18 protein-coding genes are annotated in these 18,198 nt (G+C 61.1%); 7 read left to right on the forward strand and 11 right to left on the reverse strand.

Annotation, left to right across the window (positions count from 1 at the left end):
• Positions 1-20: 20 nt before the first annotated feature.
• The 3 genes from gmhB to glyQ are packed head-to-tail and all read right to left on the reverse strand — an operon-like array spanning position 21 to position 3,564.
• Complete coding sequence (gene gmhB / locus E4O98_RS01770; RefSeq protein WP_177327431.1) at positions 21-560, reverse strand: D-glycero-beta-D-manno-heptose 1,7-bisphosphate 7-phosphatase; 540 nt, start codon at positions 558-560, stop codon at positions 21-23.
• Positions 560-2,614: a glycine--tRNA ligase subunit beta gene (gene glyS, locus E4O98_RS01775; RefSeq protein ID WP_078822694.1), complete on the reverse strand. Its 2,055-nt coding sequence runs from the start codon at positions 2,612-2,614 to the stop codon at positions 560-562. Before glyS ends, gmhB begins: the two co-directional genes overlap by 1 nt.
• A complete protein-coding gene (glyQ, locus tag E4O98_RS01780; RefSeq protein WP_003213601.1) occupies positions 2,611-3,564 on the reverse strand; it encodes a glycine--tRNA ligase subunit alpha in 954 nt (317 codons plus the stop codon). The genes glyS and glyQ overlap by 4 nt, the downstream gene beginning before the upstream one ends.
• An 81-nt stretch (positions 3,565-3,645) precedes the next feature.
• On the opposite strand from glyQ, the gene tag reads away from it, so the two are divergent.
• On the forward strand, positions 3,646-4,203 hold the full coding sequence (tag, locus tag E4O98_RS01785) for a DNA-3-methyladenine glycosylase I (RefSeq protein ID WP_005783377.1): 558 nt from the start codon (positions 3,646-3,648) through the stop codon (positions 4,201-4,203).
• Positions 4,204-4,243: 40 nt separating this feature from the next.
• A complete protein-coding gene (locus E4O98_RS01790) occupies positions 4,244-5,131 on the forward strand; it encodes a lysophospholipid acyltransferase (RefSeq protein WP_005783378.1) in 888 nt (295 codons plus the stop codon).
• Positions 5,132-5,265: 134 nt separating this feature from the next.
• On the opposite strand, the gene E4O98_RS01795 is transcribed toward E4O98_RS01790, so the two are convergent.
• The 5 genes from E4O98_RS01795 to def all read right to left on the reverse strand — a co-directional run bounded on the left by E4O98_RS01795 (position 5,266) and on the right by def (position 9,828).
• On the reverse strand, positions 5,266-5,577 hold the full coding sequence (locus E4O98_RS01795) for a tetratricopeptide repeat protein (RefSeq protein ID WP_223017804.1): 312 nt from the start codon (positions 5,575-5,577) through the stop codon (positions 5,266-5,268).
• Positions 5,578-5,595: 18 nt separating this feature from the next.
• Entirely contained in the window at positions 5,596-6,969 is a 1,374-nt protein-coding gene (gene trkA, locus E4O98_RS01800; RefSeq protein ID WP_014716287.1) for a Trk system potassium transporter TrkA, read from the reverse strand.
• Positions 6,970-6,991: 22 nt separating this feature from the next.
• A complete protein-coding gene (rsmB, locus tag E4O98_RS01805; protein ID WP_032878600.1) occupies positions 6,992-8,302 on the reverse strand; it encodes a 16S rRNA (cytosine(967)-C(5))-methyltransferase RsmB in 1,311 nt (436 codons plus the stop codon).
• Positions 8,299-9,252 carry a methionyl-tRNA formyltransferase gene (fmt, locus tag E4O98_RS01810; RefSeq protein WP_248134006.1) on the reverse strand — a complete coding sequence of 318 codons (954 nt, stop codon included), beginning with the start codon at positions 9,250-9,252 and terminating at the stop codon, positions 8,299-8,301. Before fmt ends, rsmB begins: the two co-directional genes overlap by 4 nt.
• Before the next feature lie 69 nt (positions 9,253-9,321).
• The gene (def, locus tag E4O98_RS01815) at positions 9,322-9,828 is read right to left on the reverse strand and encodes a peptide deformylase (RefSeq protein ID WP_005783383.1); all 507 of its coding nucleotides are present in this window, start codon (positions 9,826-9,828) and stop codon (positions 9,322-9,324) included.
• Between the two features lie 135 nt (positions 9,829-9,963).
• Between def and E4O98_RS01820 the strand changes: the two genes are divergently transcribed.
• The 3 genes from E4O98_RS01820 to E4O98_RS01830 all read left to right on the forward strand — a co-directional run bounded on the left by E4O98_RS01820 (position 9,964) and on the right by E4O98_RS01830 (position 12,539).
• Positions 9,964-10,740, forward strand: coding sequence for a peptidoglycan-binding protein (locus E4O98_RS01820; protein ID WP_078822696.1), 777 nt, complete (start codon positions 9,964-9,966; stop codon positions 10,738-10,740).
• A gap of 63 nt (positions 10,741-10,803) precedes the next feature.
• Positions 10,804-11,904 carry a DNA-processing protein DprA gene (dprA, locus tag E4O98_RS01825; RefSeq protein WP_223017807.1) on the forward strand — a complete coding sequence of 367 codons (1,101 nt, stop codon included), beginning with the start codon at positions 10,804-10,806 and terminating at the stop codon, positions 11,902-11,904.
• A gap of 77 nt (positions 11,905-11,981) precedes the next feature.
• Positions 11,982-12,539, forward strand: coding sequence for an L-threonylcarbamoyladenylate synthase (locus E4O98_RS01830; RefSeq protein WP_248134008.1), 558 nt, complete (start codon positions 11,982-11,984; stop codon positions 12,537-12,539).
• A gap of 94 nt (positions 12,540-12,633) precedes the next feature.
• Here E4O98_RS01830 and E4O98_RS01835 read toward each other — a convergent pair whose 3' ends face one another.
• A complete protein-coding gene (locus E4O98_RS01835; RefSeq protein ID WP_032878594.1) occupies positions 12,634-13,611 on the reverse strand; it encodes a quinone oxidoreductase in 978 nt (325 codons plus the stop codon).
• A gap of 177 nt (positions 13,612-13,788) precedes the next feature.
• On the opposite strand from E4O98_RS01835, the gene hemF reads away from it, so the two are divergent.
• Positions 13,789-14,721 (forward strand): oxygen-dependent coproporphyrinogen oxidase, encoded by a 933-nt coding sequence (gene hemF, locus E4O98_RS01840; RefSeq protein WP_032878593.1) that lies wholly within the window; start codon positions 13,789-13,791, stop codon positions 14,719-14,721.
• Positions 14,721-15,539 carry a shikimate dehydrogenase gene (aroE, locus tag E4O98_RS01845; protein ID WP_032878592.1) on the forward strand — a complete coding sequence of 273 codons (819 nt, stop codon included), beginning with the start codon at positions 14,721-14,723 and terminating at the stop codon, positions 15,537-15,539. Before hemF ends, aroE begins: the two co-directional genes overlap by 1 nt.
• Before the next feature lie 6 nt (positions 15,540-15,545).
• Here aroE and E4O98_RS01850 read toward each other — a convergent pair whose 3' ends face one another.
• The gene (locus E4O98_RS01850) at positions 15,546-17,114 is read right to left on the reverse strand and encodes a SulP family inorganic anion transporter (RefSeq protein ID WP_078822699.1); all 1,569 of its coding nucleotides are present in this window, start codon (positions 17,112-17,114) and stop codon (positions 15,546-15,548) included.
• 159 nt (positions 17,115-17,273) lie between these two features.
• Positions 17,274-18,188, reverse strand: a complete 915-nt coding sequence (choX, locus tag E4O98_RS01855) for a choline ABC transporter substrate-binding protein (RefSeq protein ID WP_032878589.1) — start codon at positions 18,186-18,188, stop codon at positions 17,274-17,276.
• Positions 18,189-18,198: the final 10 nt, after the last annotated feature.

Raw genomic sequence — 18,198 nt, forward strand, 5'->3', positions numbered from 1 at the left:
GGTCAGGAAGTCGAGGGCGGCTAGTTGTTAATAAGTTCTGCGGCAACCGCCGCCAGATCGTCAAAAATCAAAGTGCCTACCGGCAGGTTTTTCGCCTGGGTCTTTTCGCCTTTTCCGGTCTTTACCAAAACTGGCTGAGAGTCGACGGCTTTGGCCGCCTCCAGGTCACCGAGGCTGTCCCCGACGAACCATATCCCAGCCAAGGGCACCTTGTAATGTTCTGCAATAGTTTTCAACATGCCAGGCTTGGGCTTGCGGCAATCGCAGCCCTCATCCGGCCCGTGAGGGCAGTAAACCACCAGCCCCACCTCACCTCCCTGTTCGGCCACCAACGTGCGCAAGCGCGCGTGCATGGCGTCCAGGGTGGCGATGTCGTAGTAACCGCGGGCGATGCCGGACTGGTTGGTGGCGATGGCCACCGTCCAGCCGGCTTTGCTCAACTGCGCGATGGCCTCGATCGAGCCGGGCAAGGGGATCCACTCCTGTACCGACTTGATGTAAGCGTCGGAGTCGTAGTTGATCACCCCGTCCCGATCGAGAATCAGCAGTTTCAACATGATCAACCCAATACGGAAATGTCAGCGATATTGATGAACAGGCCACGCAAACGCGCGAGCATGGCGTAACGGTTTTTCCGCACGCCGGCATCGTCGGCATTGATCATCACCGCTTCGAAGAACGCGTCTACCGGCTCACGCAGAGACGCCAGGCGCGCCAACGCTTCAGCGTAGTTACGCTCCGCGATCAGCGGTTTCACAGCGTTCTCGGCCTTGGCGATGGCCGAGTTCAGCGAGAACTCCTTGGCATCGGCAAACAGGCTTGGGTCAACGTCGGCATTGCCGAGGTTGTCGGCCTTGCTCAGCAGGTTCGACACACGCTTGTTCACGGCCGCCAGGGCATCGGCTTCCGGCAGCTTGCGGAACGCTTGTACGGCTTGTACGCGCTGGTCGAAGTCCAGTGCCGAACCCGGTTGCAGGGCACGTACCGACAGGTAGACGGAAACGTCCACGCCTTCGTCTTCGTAACGCGCACGCAGGCGGTCGAACACGAACTCCAGCACTTGCTCGGCCAGGCCGGCTTGCTTGACCTTGGTCCCGAACTGGCCGACCGCGAACACCACGGCCTGGGTCAGGTCGAGATCCAGCTTCTTGTCGATCAGGATCCGCAGCACGCCCAATGCCGCACGGCGCAGGGCATACGGGTCTTTGCTACCGGTGGGCAACATACCGATACCAAAGATACCCACCAGCGTATCGAGCTTGTCGGCGATGGCCACGGCCGCACCCGTCAGGGTGGTCGGCAATTCTGCACCGGCACCGCGTGGCATGTACTGCTCGTTCAGGGCCAGGGCGACGTCGTCCGGCTCGCCGTCGTTGAGGGCGTAGTAGTAACCGGCGACACCTTGCATCTCAGGGAACTCGCCAACCATCTCGGTGGCCAGGTCGCACTTGGACAGCAAGCCGGCACGGGCGGCCCAGGCTGCGTCGCCGCCGATGCGTGGCGCAATGTAGGCCGCCAGCTTGGAAACCCGCACGGCCTTGTCGTAGACACTGCCGAGTTTTTCCTGGAACACCACGTTTTGCAGGCGCAGGTTGAAGTCTTCGAGCTTCTGTTTCTTATCTTGCTTGAAGAAGAACTCGGCATCGGTCAGGCGCGGGCGAACGACTTTCTCGTTACCGGCGATGATCTGCTGCGGGTCCTTGCTTTCGATGTTGGCCACGGTGATAAAGCGCGGGAGCAACTTACCGTCTGCGTCCAGCAGGCAGAAATACTTCTGGTTGTCCTGCATGGTGGTGATCAACGCTTCTTGTGGCACGTCGAGGAAACGCTCTTCGAACGAGCACACCAGCGGCACCGGCCACTCCACCAGAGCGGTCACTTCGTCCAGCAGGCTTGGCGGCACGATGGCGGTGCCTTCCTGCAGGCGGGCCAATTCTTCGGTGCGCTTGCTGATCAGCTCGCGACGCTCATTGGCATCGGCCAATACGTAAGCGGCGCGCAGGTCGTTGAGGTAGTTGGCCGGCGAAGTGATGCGCACGCTTTCGGGATGATGGAAGCGGTGACCACGGGAATCACGACCAGCCTTCTGGGCGAGGATGGTGCAATCGATGACCTGGTCACCGAGCAGCATTACCAGCCATTGGGTCGGACGTACGAACTCTTCCTTGCGCGCACCCCAGCGCATGCGCTTGGGGATAGGCAGGTCGTTCAGGGAGTCTTCAACGATGGTCGGCAGCAGGCTGGCGGTCGGCTTGCCGGTGATGACCTGGCTGAAACGCAGTTTCGGGCCGCTCTGGTCGATCTCGCTCAGCTCTACGCCACATTTCTTGGCAAAGCCAAGGGCGGCTTGTGTCGGGTTGCCGTCGGCATCGAAAGCTGCCTGGCGCGGTGGGCCGTCCAGGTTGATGTTGCGGTCCGGCTGCTGGGTTTCCAGCGCGGTCAGCAGCACAGCCAGGCGGCGCGGCGCGGCGTAGACTTTTTTGGCTTCAAACTTCAGGCCGGCAGTCTGCAGGCCTTTTTCGATACCGGCCAGGAATGCATCGGCCAGGGTATTGAGTGCCTTGGGTGGCAGCTCTTCGGTGCCCAGTTCAACCAGGAAATCTTGAGCACTCATTGTGCAGCCTCCAGCTTAGCCAACACTTCATCACGCAGGTCAGGGGTTGCCATCGGGAAGCCCAGCTTGGCGCGAGCCAGCAAATAGGCTTGGGCGACGGAACGTGCCAGCGTGCGCACACGCAGGATGTATTGCTGGCGCGCAGTTACCGAGATGGCACGGCGGGCGTCCAGCAGGTTGAAGGTATGGGACGCCTTCAACACCATTTCATAGCTTGGCAACGGCAGCGGCTGGTCGAGTTCGATCAGGCGCTTGGCTTCGCTTTCATAGAAGTCGAACAGTTCGAACAGCTTCTCGACGTTGGCGTGTTCGAAGTTGTAGGTGGACTGCTCCACTTCGTTCTGGTGGAACACATCGCCGTAAGTCACCTTGCCGAACGGGCCGTCAGCCCATACCAGGTCGTAGACCGAATCCACGCCTTGCAGGTACATGGCCAGGCGCTCGAGGCCGTAGGTGATCTCGCCGGTCACCGGGTAGCATTCGATGCCGCCGGCTTGCTGGAAGTAAGTGAACTGCGTCACTTCCATGCCATTGAGCCAGACTTCCCAGCCCAGGCCCCAGGCGCCCAGAGTTGGCGATTCCCAGTTGTCTTCGACGAAACGGATGTCGTGCACCAGTGGGTCCAGGCCCACATGCTTGAGCGAGCCCAGGTACAGTTCCTGGAAGTTGTCCGGGTTGGGCTTCAATACCACCTGGAACTGGTAGTAGTGCTGCAGACGGTTCGGGTTTTCGCCGTAGCGGCCGTCAGTCGGGCGACGACTGGGCTGCACATAAGCGGCGTTCCAGGTTTCCGGGCCGATGGCCCGCAGGAATGTAGCGGTGTGGAAAGTGCCGGCGCCTACTTCCATATCGTAGGGCTGAAGTACCACACAACCTTGCTCGGCCCAGTATTGCTGGAGGGCGAGGATCAAGTCTTGGAAGGTACGCACGGCTGGCGTAGGCTGGCTCACGAAATTCACCTGTTACTTGGGCTGCGATTTAAAGAGCGGGAGTATACCCGATTCGGCCCCGCCACCACTCCCTGGAGCCTTATGCCACGCTGCTTTTGGTGTTCTGAAGATCCGCTGTACATGGCTTATCACGATCAAGAGTGGGGAACGCCGCTGCGCGATGCGCAGGGTTTGTTCGAGTTGCTTTTGCTCGAAGGGTTCCAGGCCGGTCTGTCCTGGATCACTGTTTTACGCAAACGCGAGCATTATCGAAAGGTCTTGTTCGGCTTTGATGCGCAGCGTCTGGCGCGGTTAAGCGATGAAGAAATCGAGGCGCTGATGCAGGATCCGGGCATCGTGCGCAATCGCTTGAAGCTCAATGCTACCCGGCGCAACGCCGCGGCCTGGCTGGCGCTGGAAGACCCGGTGGGGTTGCTGTGGTCATTTGTCGGCGGCAAACCCAAGGTCAATCACTTCAAGGATCGCAGCGACGTCCCGGCCATTACACCCGAGGCTGAAGCCATGAGCCGCGCCTTGAAGAAAGCCGGTTTCACCTTCGTCGGGCCGACCATCTGCTACGCCTTCATGCAGGCCTCGGGCATGGTCATGGACCACACTCAGGACTGTGACCGTTACGCGGACTTGGTCAACGCCGGTTAGAATGCCGGTTTTGCGCACCACACACGATCAGGAGTGACCTGTGGAAAAGTTTAAAGGCGCCTTGCTGGTAGGCGCTCTCCGGTTGTTTGCCCTGCTGCCCTGGCGCGCCGTACAAGCCGTCGGCACGGGCATCGGCTGGATCATGTGGAAAACCCCCAACCGCTCCCGCGACACCGTGCGGATCAACCTCTCCAAATGCTTCCCGGATATGGACCCGGCCGAGCGCGAGCGCCTGGTGGGCCGCAGCCTGATGGACATCGGCAAGTCCCTGACCGAAAGTGCTTGCGCGTGGATCTGGCCAGCCCAGCGCTCCATCGACCTGGTGCGGGAAGTCGAGGGTCTGGAAGTGTTGCACCAAGCCCTGGCCTCGGGCAAAGGCGTGGTGGGTATCACCAGTCATCTGGGCAACTGGGAAGTGCTGAACCACTTCTATTGCAGCCAGTGCAAACCGATCATTTTCTATCGCCCGCCCAAGCTCAAGGCGGTGGACGAACTGCTGCGCAAACAACGCGTGCAATTGGGCAACCGCGTGGCGGCGTCGACCAAGGAAGGCATTCTCAGCGTGATCAAGGAAGTGCGCAAAGGCGGCCAGGTAGGCATTCCTGCCGACCCGGAACCAGCCGAGTCCGCCGGCATCTTCGTCCCGTTTTTCGCCACCCAGGCCCTCACCAGCAAATTCGTGCCGAACATGCTCGCGGGCCACAAGGCTGTTGGCGTATTCCTGCACGCGTTGCGCCTGCCGGACGGCTCAGGCTACAAAGTGATCCTGGAAGCGGCGCCGGAAGACATGTACAGCACCGACACCGCCACCTCCTGCGCGGCGATGAGCAAAGTGGTGGAGCGCTATGTGGGCGCCTACCCGAGCCAGTACATGTGGAGCATGAAGCGCTTCAAGAAGCGCCCGCCGGGTGAGGCGCGGTGGTACTGATTCACACCTGACTCAAGACCGATATAGAAACAATGTGGGAGGGGGCTTGCTCCCGATAGCGGTGGTTCAGTCAAATATGCATTGGCTGACACACTGCCATCGGGAGCAAGCCCCCTCCCACATTTAGTCCTGTATCAAGCCTGGCGATCGAGTTTCTTCAGGAACACGGTCATCTCTTTTTCGGCCTGCTTGTCGCCGTGGGCCTGGGCCGCTTCAATGCCTTTTTCCCACGCCTGTCGTGCTGAGGCACTGTCACCCTGCGCCTGGTGCGCCTTGCCCAACAGCTTCCACGCCGCCGAATACTTCGGATCGAACTCGACACACTTGCCCAGATGCTCGGCGGCTTTGGCGTTGTCCTTCAAGTCCAGATAACCCTTGCCCAAGCCGAAACGCAGCAGCGAATTATCCACACCCTTGGCGAGCATTTTTTCCAGGGATTCGAGCATGTCGGTCACTCCGTTTGATCAGAAAAAGCTCAAGCCCACGTGGAACAGCTTCTCTACATCGCGGATATGTTTTTTATCCACAAGGAACAAAATCACATGGTCTCCAGTGGCGATCACCGTGTCGTCGTGGGCGATGATCACTTCTTCATCGCGGATGATTGCACCAATGGTGGTACCCGGCGGCAGGCCGATATCGCGGATGGCCTTGCCAATCACCTTGCTCGACTTCGAATCACCGTGGGCAATCGCCTCGATGGCTTCCGCCGCACCCCGGCGCAGGGAGTGCACGCTGACAATATCGCCACGCCGCACGTGGGCGAGCAAGGTACCGATGGTCGCCAGTTGGGGGCTGATGGCGATGTCGATATCGCCGCCCTGGATCAGATCCACATAGGCCGGGTTGTTGATGATGGTCATCACCTTCTTCGCCCCCAGCCGCTTGGCCAGCAACGACGACATGATGTTGGCTTCGTCATCGTTGGTCAGGGCGAGGAAGATATCGGCGTCGGCGATGTTTTCTTCCATCAGCAGGTCGCGGTCCGAGGCGCTGCCTTGCAGTACGACAGTGCTGTCGAGGGTGTCGGACAAATGCCTGCAACGCGTCGGGCTCATCTCGATGATCTTCACCTGGTAGCGGCTTTCGATGGCCTCGGCCAACCGCTCGCCGATCTGCCCGCCGCCGGCGATGACGATGCGTTTGTAACTCTCGTCGAGCCTGCGCATTTCGCTCATGACCGCACGAATATTCGCCTTGGCGGCGATGAAAAACACTTCGTCGTCGGCCTCGATCACCGTGTCGCCTTGGGGCAGGATCGGCCGGTCACGACGGAAAATCGCGGCCACGCGGGTTTCCACGTTTGGCATGTGCTCACGCAGCTGGCGCAGTTGTTGGCCAACCAACGGCCCGCCGTAGTACGCCTTTACCGCCACCAGTTGCGCCTTGCCCTCGGCGAAGTCGATCACCTGCAAGGCGCCAGGGATTTCGATCAGGCGCTTGATGTAGTGGGTGACCACCTGTTCCGGGCTGATCAATACGTCCACCGGAATGGCGTCATTATCGAACAGGCCGGCGCGAGTCAGGTAGGCCGCTTCGCGCACCCGGGCGATCTTGGTTGGGGTGTGGAACAACGTATGAGCGACCTGGCACGCGACCATGTTGGTCTCGTCGCTGTTGGTCACCGCCACAAGCATGTCGGCATCGTCGGCACCCGCCTGACGCAGCACCGTTGGAAACGACGCCCGGCCTTGTACCGTGCGGATGTCCAGGCGGTCGCCCAGGTTGCGCAGGCGCTCGGCATCGGTGTCGACCACGGTGATGTCGTTGGCTTCGCCGGCCAAGTGTTCGGCCAGCGTGCCTCCGACCTGCCCTGCCCCAAGGATGATGATTTTCATCCGGTCACTCCCTTAAACCCATTCAGCCGCGTGCGGCGGCGATCTTGATCAGTTTGGCGTAGTAGAAGCCATCGTGCCCGCCTTCCTGCGCGAGCAGTTGGCGGCCGTGGGGCTGCTTGATGCCGGCGCTGGTAGCGAGGTCCAGTTCGCGCGCGCCGCTGGTGCGGGCGAGGAAGGCTTGGATGACCTCGGTATTTTCGGTGGGTAGCGTGGAGCAGGTGGCGTACAGCAGGATGCCGCCGACTTCCAGGGTTGGCCACAGGGCGTCAAGCAATTCGCCTTGCAGCACCGCGAGGGCGGCGATGTCGTCGGGCTGGCGGGTCAGCTTGATGTCCGGGTGCCGACGGATCACGCCGGTGGCAGAGCAAGGTGCGTCCAGCAGGATGCGCTGGAATGGCTTGCCGTCCCACCAGGTCGCTGTGTCGCGGCCGTCGGCGGCGATCAGGTCGGCGCTGAGGCCCAGGCGTGCAAGGTTTTCCCGCACGCGCACCAGGCGTTTGGCTTCAAGATCCACAGCCACTACACCGGCCAGGTCTTTTTCAACTTCAAGGATGTGACAGGTCTTACCACCTGGCGCGCAGCAGGCGTCGAGTACGCGCTGGCCGGGGGCCAAATCGAGCAGGTCGGCCGCCAATTGCGCGGCCTCGTCCTGCACGCTGATCCAGCCTTCGGCAAAGCCCGGCAGGCTGCGCACATCAGTGGCGGCTTCGAGCACGATGCCGTCGGTGCTGTACACGCACGGGGTGGCGTTGATGGCGGCGTCGGCCAGTAATTGCAGATACGCATCACGACTATGGTGGCGACGGTTGACCCGCAGGATCATCGGCGGGTGCGCATTGTTGGCCGCGCAGATAGCCTCCCATTGCTCGGGCCAGAAGGCTTTCAGGGATTTTTGCAGCCAGCGCGGGTGGGCGGTGCGCACCACCGGATCATGTTCCAGCTCGGCCAGCAGTGCTTCGCTTTCACGCTGGGCCCGGCGCAGTACGGCATTGAGCAGGGCCTTGGCCCAGGGCTTTTTCAGCTTGTCGGCGCAACCGACGGTTTCACCGATGGCGGCGTGGGCCGGTACGCGGGTGTAGAGCAGTTGATAGAGGCCCACCAGCAACAGCGCCTCGACATCAGCGTCTGCCGCCTTGAACGGTTTTTGCAGCAGCTTGGCTGCCAGTGCCGACAACCTTGGCTGCCAGCGGGCGGTGCCAAAGGCCAGGTCCTGGGTGAAACCGCGATCCCGGTCTTCGACCTTGTCCAATTGCGTGGGCAATGAACTGTTCAGCGAAGCCTTGCCGTTGAGCACGGCAGCGAGAGCCTTGGCGGCGGCCAGACGTGGGTTCATTGAGTGGCCACCCCGAGGATCGTGCCCAAGGCAAATTTCTCACGGCGGCTATTGAACAAATCGCTGAAGTTCAGCGCTTTGCCGCCGGGCAATTGCAGACGTGTCAGGCACAGCGCCTGATCACCGCAAGCGACGAACAGCCCGTCTTTGCTGGCGCCGATAATCTCGCCGGGGGCGCCTTTGCCGTCGGCCAGGGTCGCGTTCAACACCTTCAAGGCTTCGCCGTTCAGGGTGCTATGGCAAATTGGCCATGGGTTGAAGGCACGTACCAGGCGCTCCAGCTCCACGGCCGGGCGGCTCCAGTCGATGCGCGCTTCGTCTTTGTTCAATTTGTGCGCGTAGGTGGCCAGGCTGTCGTCCTGTACCTCGCCTTCCAGGGTGCCTGCTGCGAGGCCGGCGATGGCCTGGATTACGGCAGGTGGGCCCATTTCGGCAAGGCGGTCGTGCAGGCTGCCACCGGTGTCTTGCGCGGTGATCGGGGTGGTGACCTTGAGCAGCATCGGTCCGGTGTCCAGGCCCGCCTCCATGCGCATCACGGTCACGCCGCTTTCGCTGTCGCCCGCCTCCACGGCGCGCTGGATCGGCGCCGCACCACGCCAGCGAGGCAGCAGCGAAGCATGGCTGTTGATGCAACCCAGGCGCGGGATATCCAGCACCGCCTGGGGCAGGATCAAACCGTAGGCCACCACCACCAGCAGGTCCGGTTTCAGCGCGGCCAGTTCGGCCTGGGCTTCGGCGTTACGCAGGGTCGGCGGTTGCAGCACCGCTATGTTGTGTTCAAGCGCCAATAGCTTGACCGGGCTCGGCATCAGTTTTTGCCCGCGACCGGCCGGGCGATCCGGCTGGGTGTACACCGCGACGATGTCATAAGGGCTGGCAAGCAGCGCCTTGAGGTGTTCGGCGGCGAATTCAGGGGTGCCGGCAAAAACAATGCGCAATGGCTCGGTCATGGGAGTTCTCGGTTAAAAACAGTCACAAAAGAAAAAGGCTTGCCGCAGCAAGCCTTTGGAAGAAGGGCATCAAGCTTGCTGGCGATGCTTTTTTTCCAGCTTCTTCTTGATCCGGTCCCGCTTGAGCGTGGACAGGTAATCGACAAACAGCTTGCCGTTAAGGTGATCGCATTCATGTTGGATGCACACTGCCAACAGACCTTCGGCAATCAGCTCAAACGGTTTGCCATCACGGTCCAGGGCCTTGATCTTCACGCGCAACGGGCGTTCGACGTTCTCGTAGAACTCCGGCACCGACAGGCAGCCTTCCTGGTATTCGCCCATCTCATCGGTCAGCGGTTCGAACTCGGGGTTGATGTACACCCGGGGTTCGCTGCGATCTTCCGACAGGTCCATGACCACGACACGCAGATGCACGTTGACCTGGGTAGCGGCGAGGCCAATGCCCGGAGCTTCATACATTGTTTCAAACATGTCATCGACCAACTGACGAACCTTGTCGTCCACTACGGCCACCGGCTTGGCGATCGTGCGCAGGCGCGAGTCGGGAAATTCGAGGATGTTCAAAATAGCCATAAGCGTAATTGCTGCACATGTGAGGTAAAGACCAATCGGCGGTGGGATGGACCCACACGGCCGGTGTGAAACGCTCAGAAGCCACGAGGGCCAAGGCATTTCACGCGAACGCACATAATAAAGGAGATTCACCCCATGAGGAAATCGCTACTCGTCTTGCTGCTGTGGGCCCCCGTCGCCATGGCGTTGATTCCCAAGCCCACTGAACGCCTGGATCACGCGACGCAACAGGCCATCCAGCACTTTTTACTGCATAACCGGATTGTCGATACGCCCCAGGACCTGGACAACGCGCCTTATATCGTCGCAGCGCAAGGCGGTCGCGTGCTGGGGGCCAACGGTGAGCGCGTGCATGCTCGCGGTCAGCTGGACCCGGCCCAGCCAAGCTACGGAATCTTTCGTCGAGGCAAGGTCTACACCGACCCAGGCACCCAGGAGCTACTGGGCATCAATGCCGACGATATCGGCACCGCACGCTTTGTACTCGCCGACGACCTCACCACCCTGGCGGTGCAGCGGGTTACCCAGGAAATCCGTCCAGGTGACCGCTTGCTTGGTGCCCAACGTCCGGTCGCGCTGAACACCCTGGAGTCAGCCAAATCAACGGCTTTCATCGCAGGGCACATCATCGACATCCCCAGGGGCGTCACTCAGATTGGTGTGCTGGACGCCGTGACCCTGAACAAGGGCCGCCGCGATGGATTGATCGAAGGCCAGTTACTGACGGTGATCAAGGCGGGTGCCACGGTGCGAGACGTCCTTACCGGCACGCCAACACAACTCCCGGAAGAACGGGCCGGCACTCTTCTGGTGTTTCGCACCTATGAAAAACTCAGCTACGCCTTGGTGCTCAGTGCTTCACGCGCGCTGGCTGTAAAGGATCGTTTCGAGACCCGTCAACAAGCGCAATAAATAGCCTGCTAAATAAGTTACCAACAGAGTTATCCACAGCTTGTTCCGGTCAAGGATGATCAAATGAATCCGATAAACAGTAGCGAAATTTCTCCGGCAGAGCTGGAAGCCCGACTACGCTTGCACAGGCTGCCAGAACTGGGTCCCAAGCGTTTTCACGTATTGATCCAAGCGTTCGGCTGCGCCTCCAAGGCCCTCAGTGCCCCCGCCAGTGCCTGGCGTTCCCTCGGGTTGCCCGCCATCAGCGCCGATGCCCGGCGTAGCCCGCAAATCCGTGATGGCGCCAGTACGGCATTGGCCTGGTTAGAGCGTCCGGCCCAGCATTTGCTGATGTGGGACCAACCTGAGTACCCGGCCTTGCTTGCTCAGATCGACGACGCACCGCCGCTGTTATTCGTTGCGGGCGACCCGGGCATTCTGGAAAAACCACAGTTGGCCATGGTCGGTAGCCGGCGTGCTTCCCGCCCCGGCATGGACACGGCCGCCGCGTTTTCCCGCAGCCTGGCGAGCGCCGGTTTTGTCATCACCAGTGGTTTGGCGCTGGGCATTGACGGCGCAGCACACCAGGCAGCGCTGGAGGTGGGCGGTCGTACAGTCGGGGTGCTTGGCACCGGGCTGGAAAATTTTTATCCACAGCGCCACCGCAAGCTCGCTGCCGCGATGATTGCCCAAGGCAGCGCGGTGGTTTCTGAGTTTCCGTTGGACGCGGGGCCCCAGGCCGGTAATTTTCCACGGCGCAATCGGATTATCAGCGGGCTCTCGCTGGGGGTTCTGGTGGTGGAAGCCAGCATGGCCAGCGGTTCGCTGATCACCGCACGGCTGGCCGCAGAGCAAGGGCGCGAGGTGTATGCGATCCCGGGCTCCATTCACCATCCCGGTGCCAAGGGTTGCCATCAACTGATCCGTGATGGCGCGGTGCTGGTGGAAACCATCGAACACATCCTTGAGGCGCTGCGCGGTTGGCAGGCGTTATCGCGCCCTGCGCCGGTGCCGATCACCCACCCACTGGTGGCACTGCTGCATGCTGCGCCGCATACCAGTGAAGCCCTGGCGATTGCCAGTGGTCGGCCGTTGTCCCAGGTGCTGGCGACTCTTACGGAGCTGGAGCTGGAAGGCCAGGTCATCTGCGAAAGCGGGCGCTGGCTGGCGCGTTGCCAGGTTTAGGTGCTGCCGGTTTTTGGCGCTGGGTTTTGTAACGAAGATCGGTAAACTGCCCAGAGCTTTAGTCCGGAGATTAAATAATGGTCAACAGGTGGCGTGTGCTGCAAGCCGCACGGGAAATTCGCGCAGGCGCGGTGATTGCCTATCCGACCGAGGCGGTCTGGGGCCTGGGTTGCGACCCGTGGAATGAAGAAGCGGTGGATCGGCTATTGGCGATCAAGAACCGCTCGGTGGACAAGGGCCTGATTCTGGTAGCGGACAACATTCGTCAATTCGACTTCCTGTTCGAAGACTTCCCGGACACCTGGATCGATCGCATGGCCAGCACCTGGCCCGGGCCGAATACCTGGCTGGTGCCCCACCAGGACTTGTTGCCCGAATGGGTCACGGGTATGCATGACACCGTGGCGTTGCGGGTTACTGATCACCCGTTGGTGAGGGATTTGTGCGCTCAGGTCGGGCCGTTGATCTCCACGTCGGCCAACCCTCAGGGGCGCCCGGCGGCACGCACGCGTATTCGCGTGGAGCAGTATTTCCGCGGGCAAGTGGACTTGGTGTTGGGTGGCGCGGTGGGTGGGCGCAAGAACCCAAGCCTGATTCGGGACCTGGTGACAGGTGAGGTCGTGCGCCCCTCCTGAGATCGAGGCACGGCCATCGCGGGCAAGCCCGGCTCCCACATTTGATCAGTCATCGCGGTCAAATGTGGGAGCTGGCTTGCCTGCGATGACGCACTCAAGGCAACAGAATGGTTGAGCCAGTCGTGCGTCGCGCCGACAACTCGGTCTGCGCTTTGGCCGCATCCGCCAGCGGGTAGCGCTGGTTGATATCAATGCGCACCTTGCCGCTCTTGATCATCGAAAACAGATCGTCCGCCATCGCCTGCAAGTTCGCCGGATTGTTGGCGTAGGTCGCCAGCGTCGGGCGGGTCACGTACAGCGAGCCCTTGGCCGACAGAATGCCCAGGTTCACCCCGTCCACCGCGCCCGACGCGTTGCCAAAGCTTACGACCAAACCCCGTGGCGCCACGCTGTCCAGAGAGGTCAGCCAGGTGTCCTTGCCGACGCCGTCGTACACCACCGGCACCTTTTTACCGTCAGTCAATTCCAGCACACGTTGTGCGACATTCTCCTTGCTGTAGTCGATGGTTTCCCAGGCGCCGAGGGATTTGGCCAGGGCGGCCTTTTCCGGCGAACTCACGGTGCCGATCAGCTTCACGCCCAGGGCCTTGGCCCATTGGCAGGCCAGGGAGCCGACGCCACCGGCAGCGGCGTGGAACAGGATGGTTTCGCCGCCTTTCAATTCGTAGGTCTGGCGCAGCAGATATTGCACGGTCAGGCCCTTGAGCATGGCCCCGGCGGCCTGCTCGAAACTGATGTCATCCGGCAGGTGCACCAGGTTGGCGGCGGGCAACACATGCAACTCGCTGTAGGCACCCAGCGGGCCGCTGCCGTAGGCCACGCGGTCGCCGACTTTGAACTGGGTGACTTCACTGCCCACGGCATCGACGACACCAGCGCCTTCAGCGCCCAGGCCGGATGGCAGCGCGGGCGGTGCGTAGAGGCCACTGCGAAAATAGGTGTCGATGAAGTTCAGACCTATGGCCTCGTTACGCACCCGCACCTGTTGTGGGCCAGGCTCCGCTGGCGTGTAGTCCACATACTCAAGTACTTCGGGGCCGCCGTGGGCGCTGAACTGGATACGTTTGGCCATCTGCACTTCTCCTTGGGTTCGAATCTGCGTAGCCCCCTATCGGACTCCTAAGCTTGATCTTCGTCAACTGCCGCGCACCTAAGTGCAGTGGCATGTGGGCGCAGTGGTATCCTGTGCGCCCATTTGCCGCCGACGCCCAATGGCCTCGCGTAGCTTTGCCCGATTCAAGGTGATGCCATGACTACCCGCACCGAGGCCGTTAAAGCCTACCTGCTTGACCTGCAAGATCGCATTTGCAACGCCCTGGAAACCTTCGAGACGGACGCTCGCTTTATCGAAGACGCCTGGACCCGGCCTGCCGGTGGTGGCGGTCGCACCCGTGTGATCGAGAACGGTTCGGTGATCGAAAAAGGCGGCGTTAACTTTTCCCACGTGTTTGGCAGCGGTTTGCCACCGTCCGCCAGTGCCCATCGGCCTGAGCTGGCTGGTCGGGGGTTTGAAGCCTTGGGCGTGTCACTGGTGATTCATCCGCATAATCCCCATGTGCCGACATCCCACGCCAATGTGCGCTTTTTCATCGCTGAAAAAGAAGGCGAAGAGCCGGTGTGGTGGTTCGGTGGCGGCTTTGACTTGACCCCGTATTACGGCAACGAAGAAGACTGCGTCCACTGGCACCGTGTGGCCGAGCAAGCTTGTGCGCCCTTTGGCCCGGACGTGTACGCACGCTATAAAGCCTGGTGCGACGCCTATTTCCACATCAAGCATCGCAATGAACCTCGCGGTATCGGTGGCCTGTTCTTCGATGACTTGAACGAATGGGGCTTCGACACCTGTTTCGCCTTTATCCGTGCCATCGGCGATGCCTATATTGATGCCTACCTGCCGATTGTGCAGCGTCGCAAGGCCATGGCGTATACCGAGCAGCAGCGTCAGTTCCAGGAGTTCCGCCGGGGCCGCTACGTCGAATTCAACCTGGTCTATGACCGTGGCACCCTGTTCGGTTTGCAGTCGGGCGGGCGTACAGAGTCGATCCTGATGTCGCTGCCGCCCCAGGTCCGTTGGAGCTACGACTGGAAGGCCGAGGCCGGTAGCGAAGAGGCGCGCCTCACCGATTATTTCCTTCAAGACCGCGACTGGCTCGGCGTCGTTGCAGCCAAGGCGGCGGTGTGATGGACCGTTATGTCGTGTTCGGCAACCCCATCGGCCACAGTAAATCGCCGCTGATCCACCGTATGTTCGCCGAGCAGACCGGCGAACAACTGGACTACAGCACGTTGCTCGCGCCGTTGGAGGATTTCACCCACTGCGCCCGTGAGTTTTTTCGCCAGGGCCGTGGCGCCAACGTGACCGTGCCGTTCAAGGAAGACGCCTATCGTTTGGCCGATACCTTGACTGAACGTGCCCAGCGCGCTGGAGCCGTGAACACCCTGAGCAAACTGGCGGACGGTACGTTGTTGGGAGACAACACCGACGGCGCCGGCCTGGTGCGCGACCTGACGGTCAACGCCGGGCTGAACCTGCAAGGCAAACGCATCCTGTTGTTGGGAGCCGGTGGCGCGGTGCGCGGTGCACTTGAGCCGTTGCTGGCACAGCAACCCTCTTCGTTGATCATCGCCAACCGCACCGTGGAAAAGGCCGAGCTGCTCGCTGAGCTGTTCGACGACCTGGGCCCGGTGTCTGCCAGTGGTTTCGATTGGCTACGTGAGCCGGTGGACGTGATCATCAATGCCACGTCCGCCAGCCTGTCAGGCGATGTACCGCCGATTGCCGGCAGCCTGATCGAGCCGGGCAAGACGTTCTGCTACGACATGATGTACGCCAAGGAACCTACCGCGTTCTGCCGCTGGGCTGCGGAACACGGCGCTGTGGTGGCGATGGATGGTTTGGGGATGCTGGTGGAGCAGGCAGCGGAAGCCTTCTTCCTGTGGCGTGGTGTGCGCCCTGATTCAGCACCGGTGTTAGCCGAACTACGCCGTCAATTGGCCTGATCGTGTTCAATCTTGGAAATGGAGGGGGCAACTCTTGGCCCCTTCCAGTTTTCTTAACTCTTCGATTACTTGCGGCCTGGCCCCACGCAAGGTCAGGCTACGCCCCAACCGCGCCAACCGTCGCGCCTCCTGATGCAGCATCTCCACCCCGGAGTAGTCGATAAAATTGATCTGCTGCGCTTCGATCACCACCCGTGTGCCCTGCAGACTTTGCAGGCGTACTTGCAGGTAATGGCTGGCGCCAAAAAAGATCGAGCCACCCACGCGTAATACATCCTCGTCCCCATCGCGCCATTGCTGAACCCGTGGTTGCGAAGTGCGCTTGAGGTAGAAAAACAGCGATGCCAACACCCCGGCATAAATCGCCGTTTGTAGCTCCAGCAGCAAGGTGGCGACACACGTCAGGCCCATCACCACGAATTCGGCGCGGCTGACACGAAACAAAGCACGAATCCCTCGATGATCCACCAAACCCCAGCAAATCAGCAGGATGCTGGCGGCCATGCTCGGGATGGGAATATGCGCGATCAACGTCGCGCCGAACAACGCAAATAACGCCACCCACAGCGCGGAAAACACCCCAGCCAGGGGCGAACAAGCACCCGCCTCGTAACTGAGGCCCGAACGGGTGAACGAACCGGCTGACAGGTAGCCGGAGAAAAATCCGCCAACGATGTTGGATAAACCCTGGGCGCGCACTTCCTGGTTGGCGTCGAGTAATTGTTGCGAGCGAGCCGACAGTGAGCGTGCAATCGACAGGCTGGTCACCAACCCCAGCATCCCCACCGCCACCGCGCTGGGCAACAGGCGCAGTACCAGGTCCAGGTCCATCGGCAATGGACTGAACGGCGGCAACTGGCCGATAAAAGAACTGACCAGCGCCACATGCCCGAACATCGTCGGCCACAGCCATGCCGTCAGGCTACCCAAGACTAAAGCGATCAACAGCGTCGGCCAGCGTGGCACCAGAGACTTGAGCAGCGCGCCCACCAGCAAAGTGCCGAGCCCGAGGATCACGGACGCACGATCCCACTCACCGCCATGGTCGACCAGCGCCAGCAGGCTGTTGAGGGCGGTGGCCTGGCTCGGCAAGTCCAGCCCCAGCAGGTTCGGCAACTGCCCCAGGGCAATCACCACCGCGGCGCCCAGGGTGAAACCCAGCACCACCGAATGGGAGACAAAATTCACCAGCGCGCCAAAGCGCAGAAGGCCGAGCAACCACTGGAACACCCCGGCGAGGAAGGTCAGCAACAGGATGAGGGTGATGTAGTCCTGGGAACCTGGCACGGCCAATGGGCTGATACTGGCGTAAAGCACGATGGAAATCGCCGCCGTGGGCCCACAGATCAGGTGCCAGGAAGAGCCCCACAGGCAAGCGATCAAGACCGGGATGATCGCCGCGTAGAGCCCGTATTCCGGTGGCAGGCCGGCGATCAGTGCGTAGGCAATCGACTGTGGCAGGGCCAGTACGGCGCCACTGAGGCCGACGATCGCATCCCGGCCGACGCTGGCGCGGGTTTGGCGCGGGAGCCAGCTGAGGAAGGGGAAGAGTGTGTGGCGGTTGGGCCGGGGCATCGCAGGCTCGGGTAGAAGGTTTGGCTTAGAGTATCAGTACACACCGGCTCCCTGTGGGAGGGGGCTTGCTCCCGATAGCGGTGTTTCAGCCAATACATTCATAGCTGATAGGCCGTCATCGGGGGCAAGCCCCTTCCCACATTTGGATCCAGGCGCATCTTAGAGTTGGGCTTTGACCGCGGGCAACGCATCCTGGCCATCCAGGGTTTTCACGCCGTCGAGCCACTTGTCCAGCACCGCGGGGTTGGCCTTGATCCACGCTTTGGCCGCCTCGGCATTGCTGACCTTGTTGTTGGCCACCTGCGCCATGATGCCGTTCTCCATCTCCTGGGTGAAACTCAGGTTGGTCAGCAGTTTGGCGACATTCGGGCAGGCTTGGGCGTAACCCTTGCGGGTCAAGGTATACACGCTACCGGTGGCGCCAAAATACTGCTCGCCGCCCTTGAGGTAATGCATCTTCAACTGCACGTTCATCGGGTGCGGCGTCCAGCCGAGGAAGGTGACGAAGCGCTGTTTCTTCACTGCTCGCGACACCTCGGCGAGCATCGCCTGCTCGCTGGATTCGATCAGCTTCCACTGGCCCAGGTCGAAGTCATTCTTTTTGATGATCTCCTGCAACGAGATATTTGCCGGCGCGCCGGAGCCGATGCCGTAGATCTTCTTGTCGAACTTGTCGGCAAACTTGTTCAGGTCGGCAAAGTCACGTACGCCGGCGTCCCATACGTAGTCCGGCACCGCGAGGGTGAACTCGGTGCCGTCGAGGTTCTTCGCCAGTTGCACCACATCGCCGTTGGCCACGAACTTGTCATAAAAACCTTGTTGCGCCGGCATCCAGTTGCCGAGAAACACATCCACCTGGCCGTCCTTGAGCCCGCCAAAGGTGATCGGCACCGCCAGGGTATCGACCTTGGCTTTGTAGCCCATGCCCGTCAGCAAAAAGCCGGTAATGGCATTGGTGGCGGCAATGTCGCTCCAGCCTGGATCGGCCATCTTTACCGTTTCACAGCGAGCGTCTGCGTACACGTTGGCGCTGCCCAGCGCCAATATGCTCAGTACCACGGTCAACTTTTGCATGGCCTTCCCT

This window comes from Pseudomonas sp. W2Jun17 (genome assembly GCF_023127795.1).
In the GTDB taxonomy this organism is placed as follows: Bacteria; Pseudomonadota; Gammaproteobacteria; order Pseudomonadales; family Pseudomonadaceae; genus Aquipseudomonas; species Aquipseudomonas synxantha_A.

Coding starts and splice junctions, on each gene's coding strand:
- E4O98_RS01795 (WP_223017804.1), bottom strand. CDS start 5,577: ATGCTCGAATCCCTGGAAAAAATGCTCGCCAAGGGTGTGGATAATTCG.
- fmt (WP_248134006.1), bottom strand. CDS start 9,252: ATGACCGAGCCATTGCGCATTGTTTTTGCCGGCACCCCTGAATTCGCC.
- E4O98_RS01835 (WP_032878594.1), bottom strand. CDS start 13,611: ATGGCCAAACGTATCCAGTTCAGCGCCCACGGCGGCCCCGAAGTACTT.
- glyS (WP_078822694.1), bottom strand. CDS start 2,614: ATGAGTGCTCAAGATTTCCTGGTTGAACTGGGCACCGAAGAGCTGCCA.
- dprA (WP_223017807.1), top strand. CDS start 10,804: ATGAATCCGATAAACAGTAGCGAAATTTCTCCGGCAGAGCTGGAAGCC.
- E4O98_RS01820 (WP_078822696.1), top strand. CDS start 9,964: ATGAGGAAATCGCTACTCGTCTTGCTGCTGTGGGCCCCCGTCGCCATG.
- tag (WP_005783377.1), top strand. CDS start 3,646: ATGCCACGCTGCTTTTGGTGTTCTGAAGATCCGCTGTACATGGCTTAT.
- hemF (WP_032878593.1), top strand. CDS start 13,789: ATGACTACCCGCACCGAGGCCGTTAAAGCCTACCTGCTTGACCTGCAA.
- aroE (WP_032878592.1), top strand. CDS start 14,721: ATGGACCGTTATGTCGTGTTCGGCAACCCCATCGGCCACAGTAAATCG.
- choX (WP_032878589.1), bottom strand. CDS start 18,188: ATGCAAAAGTTGACCGTGGTACTGAGCATATTGGCGCTGGGCAGCGCC.
- trkA (WP_014716287.1), bottom strand. CDS start 6,969: ATGAAAATCATCATCCTTGGGGCAGGGCAGGTCGGAGGCACGCTGGCC.
- def (WP_005783383.1), bottom strand. CDS start 9,828: ATGGCTATTTTGAACATCCTCGAATTTCCCGACTCGCGCCTGCGCACG.
- E4O98_RS01830 (WP_248134008.1), top strand. CDS start 11,982: ATGGTCAACAGGTGGCGTGTGCTGCAAGCCGCACGGGAAATTCGCGCA.
- rsmB (WP_032878600.1), bottom strand. CDS start 8,302: ATGAACCCACGTCTGGCCGCCGCCAAGGCTCTCGCTGCCGTGCTCAAC.
- E4O98_RS01850 (WP_078822699.1), bottom strand. CDS start 17,114: ATGCCCCGGCCCAACCGCCACACACTCTTCCCCTTCCTCAGCTGGCTC.